This window comes from Massilia soli (genome assembly GCF_016809835.1).
Taxonomy (GTDB): Bacteria; Pseudomonadota; Gammaproteobacteria; order Burkholderiales; family Burkholderiaceae_D; genus Telluria_A; species Telluria_A soli.
This window is the reverse complement of record NZ_JAFBIL020000006.1, coordinates 145349-159078: the sequence shown is the minus strand read 5'-3', so window position 1 is coordinate 159078 and position 13730 is coordinate 145349. Positions and strand designations below refer to the sequence as shown.

Here is a 13730-nt window from a genome sequence, read left to right as displayed (position 1 = left end):
GAAACGTCAGTGGTTCCTGTCAACGGCGAACGCGCAGAGCTGGAGCAAGCTTTGTTTATATGGGCTGTCCGGCAGTCCGGCGATCGCGTCCGCTGCGCGCTTTGCGGCAACGTCGGCTTCGCGCCGAGTGTAGTCGAGGGCGCCGCTGGTGGTGATGGCCGACAGGATCGCATCGAAATGCTGCTCGTCGCCTTGCTCGATGCAGTTGCGCACCAGTTCGCGCTGTTCCGGGGTGCCCGTTTCCATCAGGTAGATCAGCGGCAGGGTAGGCTTGCCTTCGCGCAGGTCGTCGCCGACATTCTTGCCGATCTCGGCAGCGTCGCCGGCATAATCGAGCACGTCGTCGATCAGCTGGAACGCGGTGCCGAGCGAACGGCCGTATTCGCCAGCGGCATCGATCTCGGCGTCGCTGGCGCCCGAAATCAGCGCGCCCAGCTGGGCTGCCGCTTCGAACAGCTTGGCAGTCTTCGAGCGGATGACCTTGAGGTAGCTTTCCTGGGTCACGTCCGGGTCGTGCATATTGAGCAGCTGCAGCACTTCGCCTTCGGCGATCACATTGGTGGCATCCGACAAGATCTGCATGACCCGCATATTGTTCAGGCCAACCATCATCTGGAACGAGCGCGAATACAAAAAGTCGCCCACCAGCACCGAGGCCGCGTTGCCGAACAGCGCGTTGGCGGTCTGGCGCCCGCGCCGCATCGACGATTCGTCAACCACGTCGTCGTGCAGCAGGGTGGCCGTATGGATGAACTCGACGACTGCCGCCAGCTCGTGGTGGGCGCTGCCTTTGTACCCGTAGGCGTTGGCAACGAGCAGCACCAGCACCGGCCTGATGCGCTTGCCGCCGGCGCCGATGATGTACTCTGCGATCTGGTTGACCAGCGTGACTTCGGAATGCAGGCGTTCACGGATCACCTTGTTGACCGCCTCCATGTCTGGAGCGATCGAGTGGGCGATGTTATTCTGTTGTGGGGTAGCGGCGGACAAGGCGAACCTGCATTGGACGTTAGGTGTGGGGATTATACGACAAGCACGCGTTGTCGTCCCAATGGCAACATTGGCTCTCGTGCAAGGGCTGCTGGGCAAAGTTGCTGACATACCACGAACTGCCGGGCTTGTGCACACCTTTTGACGCGAAAACCCATCCCGTGTATAATTCGCGGTTCCCCGGCTTCCGGCCAGGGAAATTTTCTAACATTTGATGAGGTTTCAAATCATGTACGCGGTCATAAAAACCGGTGGCAAACAATACAAAGTTGTCGCTGGCGAAAAACTTAAAGTAGAACAGATACCGGCAGACATTGGTTCCGAACTCACCATCGATCAAGTACTCGCAGTAGGCGCGGGCGACACCATCAAGTTTGGTGCGCCATTGGTCGAAGGTGCAACGGTTCTGGTTACTGTTGTGGCACACGGTCGTCACGATAAGGTGAAGATTTTCAAGATGCGTCGTCGTAAGCACTACCAGAAGCACCAAGGCCATCGTCAGAACTACACCGAAATCCAAATCGTATCGATCAACGGCTAATTGCTGTTTGCCCGATTTAATCAAGCTATCAAGGAGCATCTAAATGGCACACAAAAAAGGCGGCGGCACAACGCGCAACGGCCGTGACTCAGAATCAAAGCGCCTTGGCGTTAAGGTTTACGGCGGCCAGGTCATCAACGCAGGCGGCATCATCATTCGCCAGCGCGGTACCCCAGTTCGCGCGGGCACCAACGTCGGTACGGGCAAGGATCACACCCTGTTCGCACTGGTCGACGGTACCGTCAAGTTCGTGAAAAAGGGCATTGGCTCGAAGCAGTTCGTTACCGTGGTTGCCGCTCAAACGGCAGCAGCGTAAGACGCGCTCGCGCCGCTCGCGGCGCAACATTGTAAGGCGCAAGCCTTCCATCGAAAGGCTCTGCCCAAGGTAGAGCCTTTTTAGTTTTATGGCGGTACAAAATTATGAAGTTTATCGACGAAGCAAGAATCGAAGTCATCGGTGGCGACGGCGGCAATGGCTGCGCATCGTTCTGCCGCGAGAAGTTCCGCCCGTTCGGCGGTCCTGACGGCGGCGACGGCGGCAAGGGCGGCTCCATCTGGGCGGTTGCGGATCGCAACATCAACACCTTGGTGGACTTCCGCTACTCCAAGATGCATAAAGCGCGCGACGGCGAAGCCGGCCGCGGCTCCGATTGCTACGGCAAGGGCGCGGACGACATCGTCCTGCGCATGCCGGTCGGCACGCTCATCGTCGATAACGTCAATGGCGAAATCATCGCCGACCTGACCGAACACGGCCAGACCGAACTGCTCGCCAAAGGCGGCGAGGGCGGCTGGGGCAACATCCACTTCAAGTCCTCGACCAACCGCGCCCCGCGTCAAAAGACCGAAGGCAAGGAAGGCGAGCGCCGCGAACTGCGCCTGGAACTGAAGGTGCTGGCCGACGTCGGCCTGCTCGGCATGCCCAACGCCGGCAAGTCGACCTTCATCACGGCGGTATCGAACGCCAAGCCGAAGATCGCCGACTACCCGTTCACCACACTGCACCCGAACCTGGGCGTGGTGCGCGTGTCGCACGAGAAGAGCTTCGTCATCGCCGACATTCCCGGCCTGATCGAGGGCGCCTCCGAAGGCGCCGGCCTCGGCCACCAGTTCCTGCGCCACCTGCAGCGCACCGGCCTGCTGCTGCACATCGTCGACCTGGCGCCGTTCGAGACCAACGTCGACCCGGTTAAGGAAGCCAAGGCGCTGGTCAAGGAACTCGAGAAGTACGATGAATCGCTGCTCAACAAGCCGCGCTGGCTGGTGCTCAACAAGCTCGACGTCGTCCCTGAGGGCGATCGCAAGAAGGTGGTCAAGGACTTCGTCAAGCGCATGGCCTGGAAGGGCCCTGTGTTCGAGATCTCGGCGCTCAACCGCGAAGGTTGCCAGGAACTGGTCAACGCCATCTACCTGCACCTGGAAGAAAAGCGCAACAGCGAGCACCGCGCCGAAGAAACCCAGATGACCGAAGAAGCGCGCGGTATTGCATCGATCGACCCGGACGATCCACGTTTCAAGATTCTGGACTAGAATTGGCAGTTCCCATGCAACGGGCGCGGCTGCGACATTCGCTGCTCAAGCTCATCGCCATCGCCAGCTCGCTGGCCGCGCTGGCGGCCCTGCTCGATCCTGACCGCGTGGCCGGCAGCATGGGAATGCTACTCGTTGGCGTCAACGGCTACAGCCAGTTTTTCGCCATCTATGTCGGCGTCCGTCTCGCGACCGCGGGACTGGCGCTGCTGGCGGCAAGGCACGGCGACCAGCCACTCCTCGGCGATATCACAGCATTATTCCTCCTGGCGCAGCCGGCCGGCCGCTTCATCGCGGCCTTCGCGATCGGCCTGCCCCAGGGTTTTTTGTTAGTCATATGCGGGTTGGAGCTGTTGGGCGGCCTCGGGCTGCTGGCGCTGCGCCCGCGACCTGTTGGAACGCGCGCCGATGAACTCAGTCATACAAAAAGCTAACCGCATCATCATCAAGGTCGGCTCCTCGCTGGTCACCAACGACGGCCGCGGACTCGACCACGCCGCCATCGCGCGCTGGGCCGCGCAAATCTCCGCGCTGCGCGCCCTCGGCAAGGAAGTCGTGCTGGTCAGCTCCGGCGCGATCGCCGAAGGCATGCTGCGCCTGCGCTTCGACAAGCGTCCCACCGATATCCACGAGCTGCAGGCCTGCGCCGCCGTCGGCCAGATGGGCCTGGCGCAAATCTACGAAACCAGCTTCCGCGCGCATGGCCTGGGCACCGCCCAGGTGCTGCTGACCCACGCCGACCTGGCCGACCGCGAACGCTACCTCAACGCGCGCTCGACCCTGACCACCTTGCTGCGTTTCGGGGTGGTCCCGATCATCAACGAGAACGACACCGTGGTCACCGACGAGATCAAGTTCGGCGACAACGACACCCTCGGCGCGCTGGTGGCCAACCTGATCGAAGCCGACGCGCTGATCATCCTGACCGACCAGAAAGGCCTGTTCAGCGCCGACCCGCGCAAGGACCCTGCGGCGTACCTGATCGCCGACGGCAAGGCCGGCGACCCGGCGCTCGAAGCGATGGCCGGCGGCGCCGGCAGCGCCCTTGGGCGCGGCGGCATGCTGACCAAGATCCTCGCCGCCAGGCGCGCCGCGCGCTCGGGCGCCGACACCGTGATCGCCTGGGGCCGCGAAGACAATGTGCTCACGCGGCTGGCCGGCGGCGAGGCGATCGGCACCTGCCTGCTGGCGCAGACCGGCCGCACCACCGCGCGCAAGCAGTGGATGTCGGATCACCTGCACACGGCGGGCAAAGTGGTGCTCGACGGCGGCGCGGTGGCCAAGCTGACCAGGGAAGGAAAGTCGCTGCTGCCGATCGGCGTGGTCGAGGTCAGGGGCGAATTTGGCCGCGGCGCGGTGATTACCTGCCTGTCGGAGGACGGAACGCCGGTCGCGCGCGGCATATCCAACTATACTAGCTCGGAGGCGCGCCGCATCATGCGCAAGCCGTCCACCGACATTGAATCAATTCTCGGCTTTCTCGAAGGGCCCGAGCTTATCCACCGCGACAACATGGTACTGATCTGACGATGCTTGAAAAACTTCGAGGCCTGCTCCCGACCCGCCAGGCCGCGGCGCCCGCTGCGCCGACCGGCGAGACGCTGCTGTTCAACGCCTACTGCACCCGGGTAGAGATTCCCAAGCCGCCGTTCGCCCACGTGCTGCACCTGCGCCGCGACATTGGCGACGAAGAGCTGCTGGCGCACCTGAACGACTTCTGCGGCTATGTGCTGGACCGGGGCGACGGCCAGATGTCGCGCGAAAAATACCACGTGATCCTGCACCTGCAGCGCGTCCACCACCACCTCGCCATCAGCATCGGCGCCGACGACACCGCCGCGCTGTATGCGTGGGCGAAGCAATCCAACGCCATCCTGTTCACCAAGGACGGCCAGGTGCGCGACCCCGACGGGCTGGTGCTGGTCGACGAGAACGACGGCAGCACCGATGCGCAGGCGCTCATGCCGTATCCGGCGCAGGCCTGGACCCGCAAGGCGGCCAGCGAGGCGGCGCTGGCGGCACGCGGCATCGAGGTTCCGGATACCTTGCCGCCGCTGATCAGCGAAGATGAACTGGTGCTGCAGGACCGCGACGACATCATCGGCCGCGCACGCGCGCTGCTGCTGATCTCGCTGCGCGCAGAATCGGTCGCCTCGGGCGAGCCGATGAGCGCCGAGACGCTGCTGTCGAAAATGCCGCTGGCGGACGATTATCTGTCGCCGGAAGAGCGCGCGTTCCTGGAGAAAGAGGCGCCGTCGCAGGAAGAGTGCGCGCAGTTCATCTGGCGCTACGAGAGCCTGCATCTGCTGGAGTGGGCGCTTGGCCTGGTCGACACGCTGGCGTTTCCCGCCGAGGCCTGCGACACCGCCACCACGGTGGCGAAGATGATCGAGATGCGCGGCCCTGTGGTGCGCGCCGGCGCCGAGATTCTCGACGCGCTCGACCTGACTTATCGCGTGCACTGGCACATCCGCCAGCAGCGCCTGAAGAAGCGCACGGCCACGCCGGGCGTGGATGTCGACGTGGTCATGGAGCGCCACCACGCGCTGAACTGGCTGGTGCGCTTCCAGCACGCCGGCTGGGATCAGGTCGATACGCCGACCTGAGTTGCGTCGTTCCCGCGCAGGCGGGAAACCATACTCTGCATGGGTTCCCGCTTTCGCGGGAACGACGTGATTAGCGGATCGGCTGTTCGGGGCGTTAGCGCCGGCGCGCTGGTGCGCTTCCAGCACGCCGGCCGGGATCAGGTCGATACGCCGACCTGAGTTGCGTCGTTCCCGCGCAGGCGGGAAACCATACTCTGCATGGGTTCCCGCTTTCGCGGGAACGACGTGATTAGCGGACCGGCTGTTCGGGTCCGTTAGCGTCGGCGCGCTGGTGCGCTTCCAGCACGCCGGCTGGGATCAGGTCGATACGCCGACCTGAGTTGCGTCGTTCCCGCGCAGGCGGGAAACCATACTCTGCATGGGTTCCCGCTTTCGCGGGAACGACGTGATTAGCGGACCGGCTGTTCGGGTCCGTTAGCGTCTGCGCGCTGGTGCGCTTCCAGCACGCCGGCTGGGATCAGGTCGATACGCCGACCTGAGTTGCGTCGTTCCCGCGCAGGCGGGAAACCATACTCCGCATGGGTTCCCGCTTTCGCGGGAACGACGTGATCAGCGGGCCGGTTGTTCGGGCGCGTTAGCGCCGGCGCCGACCGCTTCGCGCACGCGCGCCGGCATGCCATCGTCAATCGCCTGCAAGGCCTGGCGCGCCATCGTCAGCGCGCCGTCGTACGATTTCGCCGCCGCGATGAACCTGCCGTTGTGGCAGAAGATCGCGTCGGCCACGCCGGTCACGGCTGCCAGGTCCTCATCGCGCAAGCCGGCCCATGCCTCGGGCAGGTCGGCGCGCGCGGTAAAGTTGTCCGGGCTGACGGGAATCGTGTGCAGCATGTGGCGCTGGTCGGCGATGCTGAAGCTGACCACGAACAGCACCTTCGGCATCTCCTTGCGCACCACGGTGGTCCACGGCAGCGCGCCGTTTTTCAGGAACAGCACGCGGCCATTCTCAAGCGGCTCCGCCTGGCGCACCTGTTCGAGCGCCAGCAGCGCGCCGACACGGTACTTGACCTGGTTGACCAGGACATCGGCCAGCACTTCCATCGCGCGCCGGAACTGGCTGAGGCGATACGCTTCGGCCGGCTCGCCATACCCGGTGCGCTGGTCGTCCAGCCAGTTCGGATTGAAGCCGGAGACAATCGCCGACAGGCCGTAGCCGCCGGGCGCGTTCTTGGCCGCGCCCACATCCGACAAGTCCAGGTACTGCACCACGTCGTCGTCGATGGCATACGCGATCTGGCGCGCCGCATCTGCGGGCAGCTGGTGCCCGGCATGCGTCTCGGCGAGGGCGGCGACGCAGCGCGCGCCGTACTCGCGCCATACCAGCCCTGCGCTGGCGTACGGCACGCCGCTCGGGCGCGCGACATCGAAGCCCTTTTGATGATGGTCGAAGCGGCCGCTGGCCGGCTCGTAGGTGCCGCCGACATCGATGGCAAAATCGGCGGCGTCGATCCTGGCCTGGTCGCGCGTTCGAACGATCTCGTTATCGGGGAAAAGGATGTTCAGTACAGCGACGGCCCAGGCGTCGTCGGCATGGAATTTGCCGCTATGGGTTGCAATGATCATCGGGGTCGTGCTCCTGCTTCGGTTAATACGAGATGATACCGGTTAAACCGGCAGCAGGTTGGCCGGCGCGGGCGTTTTCGCCTTGTATTCGCACAGGTCGTTGATGACGCAGTTCCAGCACAAGGGCTTGCGTGCGATGCAGGTGTAGCGGCCGTGCAGGATCAGCCAGTGGTGGGCGTCGAGCAGGAACTCCTTCGGCACGAACTTGAGCAGCTTGTGCTCGACCTCATCGACATTTTTACCCGGTGCGATGTTGGTGCGGTTCGATACGCGGAAGATATGCGTATCGACCGCCATCGCCACCTCGCCGAAGGCGGTGTTGAGCACCACGTTGGCGGTCTTGCGGCCGACGCCGGGCAGCTCCACCAGCTCCTCGCGCGTGCGCGGCACTTCGCCGCCGTGCTTCTCCACCAGCATGCGGCAGGTGGCGATCACGTTTTTCGCCTTGGTGTGGTACAGCCCGATGGTGGCGATGTAGGTCTTCAGTTCATCCTCGCCCAGGTCGAGGATCGCCTGCGGCGTGTTGGCCACCGGGTACAGCTTGCGCGTGGCCTTGTTCACGCCGACGTCGGTCGACTGGGCCGACAGCAGCACCGCGATCAGGAGTTCGAATGGCGTGCTGTATTCCAGCTCGGTGACCGGGTTCGGATTGGCGGCGCGCAGGCGCGCGAAGATCTCGTATCGTTTTGCTGCGTTCATTGGTCGGTGGTCTTTGGTTCGCCGGCCTTGATGCGCGCGCGCTCCAGGGCCGCCGCGATGATCGCGCGCTTGCGCTCTTTCTCGGCCAGTTCCTCGGGGGTGTTGGCCGCCTCCAGCGTTACCGCCTTGAGCTTCTCGGCGGCTTTCGCGGCCAGCCGCGCGTCGTTCTCGGCGCGCTCGCGCTGCAGGCGCAGCGCGCGGAAATCGTGGCGCGAACGCGCGGCGTCGGCCTGCTGCTGCGACCAGGCCGCCCAGCCGGTGCGCTCGCCGGTGACCGGCATCATGCTGATGCAGTCGACCGGGCAGGGCGCCACGCACAGGTCGCAGCCGGTACACAGGCTTGGCAGGATCGTGTGCATCTGCTTGGTCGCGCCGAGGATCGCATCGACCGGACAGGCCTGGATGCACAAGGTGCAGCCGATGCACAGGGCCTCGTCGATGAAGGCGACCGGGCGCGGGCGCTCGGCGCCGTTGGCGGGGTTGATCGGGATGACGGCGCGGTGAAGAAAACTCGCCAGCCGCGCGACGCCCTCGATGCCGCCGGGGGGGCACTGGTTGATGCCGGCCTCGCCCGCGGCGATCGCCTCGGCATACGGACGGCAGCCGGCATACCCGCACTTGGTGCACTGGGTTTGCGGCAGCAGGTCTTCCAGCTGGTCGGCGAGGGACTTGGTCACGGGGTGTGGAATCGGTAAAACCACCATTATCCACCACCTCGGCGCCGGCCGAAGGCCGTATCCACCGAATTTGTATGCGGACAAAAAAAATGCCGCTGGTTAGGCGGCATTCGGTGGAAGCTTATCCGTGCTTGCGGATGAACTCGCCAATCTTCGGGCAGATCGTCTCGCGCCAGCGGCGGCCGGAGAAGATGCCGTAGTGGCCGGCTTTCTCGGCGACATAGTCCTGCTTCATCTTGGCCGGGATGCCGCTGCACAGGTCATGCGCGGCCTGGGTCTGGCCGGCGCCCGAGATATCGTCGAGCTCGCCTTCGACCGTCAGCAGCGCGACCGTTTTGATGTCCTGCGGACGCACCAGCTGGCCGCCGACTTCCCACGTGCCCTTCGGCAGCGCATGGTCCTGGAACACGGTCTTGATCGTGTCGAGATAGTACTCGGCCGGCATGTCCAGCACCGCGTTGTACTCGTTGTAGAACTGGCGGTGGCTTTCGGCCGGTTCGTCGTCGCCCGCCACCAGGTGGTTGTAGAACTCGCGGTGGCTCTGGGCGTGGCGGCCCGGGTTCATCGCGATGAAGCCGGCGTGCTGCAGGAAGCCGGGATAGACGCGGCGTCCGGCGCCCGGGTAGTTGCCCGGCACCGAGTAGATCACCGTGTTCTCGAACCACGAGAACGGCTTTTCGATCGCCAGGTCATTGACCGCCGTCGGCGAGCGGCGCGGGTCGATCGGGCCGCCCATCATCGTCATCGTCTTTGGCAGTTGCGGGTCGTTGGCGGTGGCCATCAGCGAAATGGCCGCCAGCACCGGTACGGTCGGCTGGCATACGGAAATCACGTGCAGGTCAGGGGCCAGGTGGCGGATGAAGTCCTGGACGTAGAAAATGTAATCGTCGAGATGGAACGGCCCTGCCGACAGCGGCACCATGCGCGCATCGGTCCAGTCGGTAATGTAGACGTCATGGTTCGGCAGCAGCGCACGCACGGTGTCGCGCAGCAGCGTCGAGTGGTGGCCCGACAGCGGGGCGACCAGCAGGACCTTGGGATTGTCCAGCTTGGCCAGCGACTTGGCGTCCAGGTCCTTGCGGAAGTGCAGCAGGCGGCAGAACGGCTTGTCGATTTCGATGCGTTCGACGATGCGCACGGTGTCGGCGCCAATCGTGACGGTGTCGATGCCGAAGGCCGGCTTTTCGTAGTCTTTTCCGAGACGGTACATCAGCTCGTAGCCGGCGGCGATGCGCTGGGAGAACGGGGTGTGCGCCAGCGGCGATACCGGATTCGAAAATATCTTGGACGACGCATCAGCCCATTGCATCAGCGGCATCAGGAATGAGCGTTGCATCTCGTGCAAATGATAAAGCATACAGATTCCTCGAAGTAAAGTGCACGGGCGTTCTTTCCTGCCCTGCGCGGTCAATTATAGGCCATTCGCGAGACTGCAATGCAATTAGTTATGCTCATTGGCAATTTGCCAATGCGCCAGCAGGGAGTAGGGCTACTTCTGGTCAGACATAGTTGTAACACATGAGTTTGCGAATCTTTTATGTGCTACTTAACACAAAAGAAAAATGCCCCGACTCGGCGGGGCATTTTGGTGGCGTCAATGATACGGAACGCGCATTAATCGAAGGTTGGCGTCTCGACACCGAGGATCTTGTGCAGTTTCGGCGACGTCGTCGTGTACTGCATGTGGATCTTTTTGTCCGGGAAGATGTAAGGCGCGGCGCCGAAGGCGGCCAGCGCGGCTTCGTGGAAGCCCGACAGGATCAGCTTTTTCTTGCCCGGATAGGTGTTGATGTCGCCCACGGCGAAAATGCCCGGCACGTTGGTCTCGAACTTTTCGGTATCGACCACCTTCAGCTGGCGCCGCTCGATGTCGAGGCCCCATTCGGCGATCGGGCCCAGCTTCGGCGACAGGCCGAAGAACACCAGCAGCATGTCCAGCGGCACGCGGCGGGTGACGCCGTCGGCGCCGGTGACTTTCACTTCGGACAGCTTGCCGTCCTTGGCGTCGAAGCCGGTGACCTGGCCCGTGATCAGCTGCATTTCGTAGGCGTCGCACAGGGCTTTCATTTTGGCGACCGAGGCAGGCGCGGCGCGGAAGTCGTCGCGGCGGTGCACCAGCACCACCGATTCGGCCTTGCCGACGAAATTCAGGGCCCAGTCAAGCGCCGAGTCGCCGCCGCCGCAAACCACCAGGTTCTTGCCGTCGAAAATCGACGGGTCCTTGACGCGGTAGTGCAGCTGGCTGCCGTCGAACGCTTCGATGCCGTCGACCTTCAGGGTGCGCGCCTGGAACGAACCGACGCCGGCGGCGATGAAGATGGTCTTGGTGATGAAGCGGGTGCCGCTGGACGTTTCGACGTTGAAGCGGTTGTCTTCGCGGCGCTGCACGCCGGTCACTTCCTGGCCCAGGTGGAAGGTCGGCTCGAACGGCTCGATCTGCTTGAGCAGGTTGTCGGTCAATTCCTGGCCGGTGCACACCGGCACCGCCGGGATGTCGTAGATCGGCTTGTCCGGATACAGTTCAACGCACTGTCCGCCGACCGCGCCCAGCGAGTCGATCACGTGGGCCTTGATTTCGAGCAGGCCGAGTTCGAACACCTGGAACAGACCGACCGGGCCCGCGCCGATGATGACGGCATCGGTTTCGATTGCGCCGGAAAAGGTGCTGTTGGCAGCGATGCTGCCTGCTTCGTGGGTGGCGGAGATTGTCATGCGATTACTTCCTGTTGATTTTGATGTGTGTTGCCATGCCGCGCAGCAGCGATGCCGGCGCGCGGAAAGCCGGCCCGGCTGCCTGCGGCAGGTCCGCTTAGCGGATCAGCTTATTCAGCTTGTCCTTGACGTCCTTCCACTCCTCGGCGTCCGGGAGCGGCGGCTTGGTCTTGGTGATCGATGGCCATGCGCGTGCCAGGTCAACGTTGATCTTGATGAACTGTTGCTGGTCGGACGGCACGTCTTCCTCGGCATAGATCGCGTTGACAGGGCATTCGGCCACGCAGACTGCGCAGTCGATGCACTCGTCCGGATCGATCGTCAGAAAATTCGGGCCTTCCCGGAAACAATCTACCGGGCATACATCGACGCAATCAGTGTAGCGACATGCGATGCACGATTCGGTGACAACGTGGGTCATAACAGTCCTATGAGTAAAAGGGGTACTGCGGAAGGCTTGGGAGTGCCCGCCAACCATAGCAAAGCACTGTATTTTAAGGCAATTCGGTTTTTCCCACAATTCAGGCTTAGACACTATACAAATAAGCAAATGCAGGCCGGGCCTGCAAAATTGCCATTCGTTTAACACATCGCGGGGCTGGCGGCGGCTTATTGGCTGCCTTTAAGGCCGTCGATCAGCCGTTTCCAGCGTGCGCAGGCGGCGCTGCCGTCGTCGGCAAAGGCGACGGTACGGCATTGCTGGCCGTCGTCGACCGTGATTTCCCAGCGCGGGAGGTCGGCGCCGACCGCCGGCACCGGTTCGGCGGCGTGGAAGAAGTCGAGGTTCTGCAGCAGGGCCTCGATGGCGCCGCCCTGGGGAAGCCGGCTGGTGTCGACGTCGTACTGCTCGGTGATTCCGGCGAAGCCGCCGCCGCCCCTGGCCGAGATTTTCATGGCGCGGGCAGGGCGCTGCGGTTGTCCCCGCTGGCAGTATCGTCGCGCACCGGCGCCTCGCCGGTGCGGCCGTTCTCGGCGCACCATTGGGCCAGCGCCTGGACCTCGGCGTCGAACACGTGCTCGATGCCATAGTACTCGGCCAGGTTCATGGTGCCGCAGCAGGCGCGCCGGTCCTGCAGCGCGCCCGGCGCGTCCTGAATGCCGGGCGCCAGCAGGGTACCGGGCGGTAAGTCTTCGGTCAGCGCCACCGGCGACTCGACCACGTGGCGCGCCACGAAGCGGTTGCGGATGAAGTTGCGGTATTCGGCCGGCCGGCCATCCTCGGTGACGAGGCGGATCATCTCGTTGACCACGTCGACGTAGGTGGCGCCGCGGTCGGGCGCGGCGATCATCGCGCGCAGCACCAGCCCGCGCAGGTAGTCGCCCACCCGGTGCAGCACCGCGGCGCAGTCCAGCAGGCCGGGGTCGCGCTCGTGCAGGAACATGTCGGCCAGGATGTCGTACACGGCGCCGGTGAAGACCTGCGAAATCGCGTGCACCTCGGTGCCCGCGTCAAGCAGCGTGATGTCGTTGTCGGCATTGCGCAGGCCGTTCGAGCGGCCCAGCGCGAGGCCGAACTGCTCGGCGATGTCGGCCAAGAACGTCTTGTCGTGCAGGCGCGCCTTGGTCTGGGCGATCACCGCTTCGCATTGGTCCAGCTGCGACAGCGCCAGGAAGATCGCGGTCAGGTCGCCAAAGGCTTCGTGCAGGCCGCCGGTCTGGGGCGGATTGTCGGCCAGCAGCCAGTCCGGTTTCAGGCCGTCGAGCACCGCGTGGCCGGTTTCGTGCGACACGATGTCGAACGAGCGGCAGGTGTAGACGCGCTCCAGCGCGCCGCTGGGAATGAAGTCGCCGAACTTCAGGCAGCACTGCGAGCGGCTGTAGAACGCGTTCATCGTATTGGGCAGGCCGTGCGGGAACAGCTGCAGCGGCGCGGTGTCGATGCTGCTGTTCCACTGCCACGGCAACGGCGTTTCGCCGTCGCCGCCGGCCAGCGCGCGCTGGTACATGGTGAGGGTCTGGCGCACCACGGCGAAGGTGTGGACGGCGTCGAACTGCGGGGTGTCGGGCGCGGTGACGAAGTCGCCAAAGGCGTTGGGGCTGACCGGCGCAATCCCGGGTTCGCCGTACATGATGCGGGCGTCGCGCGGGCCGGCCAGCACGATCCCCGGCAGGAATACCTTGCGGGTGCCGATCTCGCTGACCGACGGATCCTGCTTCCACATCAGCACGCGCGCGCCGAACGCATACGGCAGCGGCACCGGCTCGGGCGCGGGCTGGTCGGCCAGGCCGATGCGCGGCTTGCCCGGCTCGGTTACCAGCGCCATCGCCTTGCGGTGCTGGCGGTAGGAGGCGGTCGGCGTCGGCACAAAGCTGACCGGCGCTTGCTGGCGGTCGGGCAGGCTGACCAGGGGCAGGTTGTCGCGTTCATCCATCTTCTTTTCTCCGCAGGGTGCGCGCGCCAGTCAATGAATGGCT

The 13730-nt window shown here is 64.1% G+C and carries 15 protein-coding genes; 6 read left to right on the top strand and 9 right to left on the bottom strand.

Translation table 11 applies throughout. The features are described 5' to 3' along the window. Nucleotides 1-6 precede the first annotated feature (6 nt). On the bottom strand, nt 7-990 hold the full coding sequence (gene ispB / locus I4X03_RS15745; protein WP_223469191.1) for an octaprenyl diphosphate synthase: 984 nt from the start codon (nt 988-990) through the stop codon (nt 7-9). Nucleotides 991-1219: 229 nt separating this feature from the next. On the opposite strand from ispB, the gene rplU reads away from it, so the two are divergent. The 6 genes from rplU (at nt 1220) to I4X03_RS15715 (ending at nt 5667) form a co-directional block, all read left to right on the top strand. Then, nucleotides 1220-1531, top strand: a complete 312-nt coding sequence (gene rplU, locus I4X03_RS15740; protein ID WP_106760570.1) for a 50S ribosomal protein L21 — start codon at nt 1220-1222, stop codon at nt 1529-1531. A gap of 43 nt (nt 1532-1574) precedes the next feature. Next, nucleotides 1575-1847, top strand: coding sequence for a 50S ribosomal protein L27 (gene rpmA, locus I4X03_RS15735; protein WP_223469190.1), 273 nt, complete (start codon nt 1575-1577; stop codon nt 1845-1847). 104 nt (nt 1848-1951) lie between these two features. After that, the gene (gene obgE, locus I4X03_RS15730; RefSeq protein WP_223469189.1) at nt 1952-3061 is read left to right on the top strand and encodes a GTPase ObgE; all 1110 of its coding nucleotides are present in this window, start codon (nt 1952-1954) and stop codon (nt 3059-3061) included. A 14-nt stretch (nt 3062-3075) separates the two neighbouring features. After that, complete coding sequence (locus tag I4X03_RS15725; protein WP_223469188.1) at nt 3076-3495, top strand: DUF4345 family protein; 420 nt, start codon at nt 3076-3078, stop codon at nt 3493-3495. Next, the gene (proB, locus tag I4X03_RS15720) at nt 3470-4588 is read left to right on the top strand and encodes a glutamate 5-kinase (RefSeq protein ID WP_223469187.1); all 1119 of its coding nucleotides are present in this window, start codon (nt 3470-3472) and stop codon (nt 4586-4588) included. The genes I4X03_RS15725 and proB overlap by 26 nt, the downstream gene beginning before the upstream one ends. Before the next feature lie 2 nt (nt 4589-4590). After that, nucleotides 4591-5667, top strand: a complete 1077-nt coding sequence (locus tag I4X03_RS15715; protein ID WP_223469186.1) for a DUF4272 domain-containing protein — start codon at nt 4591-4593, stop codon at nt 5665-5667. Nucleotides 5668-6216: 549 nt separating this feature from the next. Here I4X03_RS15715 and I4X03_RS15710 read toward each other — a convergent pair. From I4X03_RS15710 to I4X03_RS15675, 8 genes are all read right to left on the bottom strand, one after another. Continuing rightward, nucleotides 6217-7227 carry an MYG1 family protein gene (locus tag I4X03_RS15710; protein ID WP_223469185.1) on the bottom strand — a complete coding sequence of 337 codons (1011 nt, stop codon included), beginning with the start codon at nt 7225-7227 and terminating at the stop codon, nt 6217-6219. A 42-nt stretch (nt 7228-7269) separates the two neighbouring features. Further along, complete coding sequence (gene nth / locus I4X03_RS15705) at nt 7270-7926, bottom strand: endonuclease III (RefSeq protein WP_223469184.1); 657 nt, start codon at nt 7924-7926, stop codon at nt 7270-7272. Next, nucleotides 7923-8630: an electron transport complex subunit RsxB gene (rsxB, locus tag I4X03_RS15700; RefSeq protein ID WP_223469183.1), complete on the bottom strand. Its 708-nt coding sequence runs from the start codon at nt 8628-8630 to the stop codon at nt 7923-7925. The genes nth and rsxB overlap by 4 nt, the downstream gene beginning before the upstream one ends. Before the next feature lie 94 nt (nt 8631-8724). Next, nucleotides 8725-9960: a polyhydroxyalkanoate depolymerase gene (locus I4X03_RS15695; RefSeq protein WP_223469182.1), complete on the bottom strand. Its 1236-nt coding sequence runs from the start codon at nt 9958-9960 to the stop codon at nt 8725-8727. Nucleotides 9961-10217: 257 nt separating this feature from the next. Continuing rightward, nucleotides 10218-11315: an NAD(P)/FAD-dependent oxidoreductase gene (locus I4X03_RS15690; RefSeq protein WP_223469181.1), complete on the bottom strand. Its 1098-nt coding sequence runs from the start codon at nt 11313-11315 to the stop codon at nt 10218-10220. A gap of 97 nt (nt 11316-11412) precedes the next feature. After that, entirely contained in the window at nt 11413-11736 is a 324-nt protein-coding gene (gene fdxA / locus I4X03_RS15685; protein WP_223469180.1) for a ferredoxin FdxA, read from the bottom strand. Between the two features lie 188 nt (nt 11737-11924). Beyond that, nucleotides 11925-12209, bottom strand: coding sequence for a protealysin inhibitor emfourin (locus I4X03_RS15680; protein ID WP_223469179.1), 285 nt, complete (start codon nt 12207-12209; stop codon nt 11925-11927). Next, on the bottom strand, nt 12206-13687 hold the full coding sequence (locus I4X03_RS15675) for a gluzincin family metallopeptidase (protein WP_223469178.1): 1482 nt from the start codon (nt 13685-13687) through the stop codon (nt 12206-12208). The genes I4X03_RS15680 and I4X03_RS15675 overlap by 4 nt, the downstream gene beginning before the upstream one ends. Between the last annotated feature and the right edge of the window lie 43 nt (nt 13688-13730).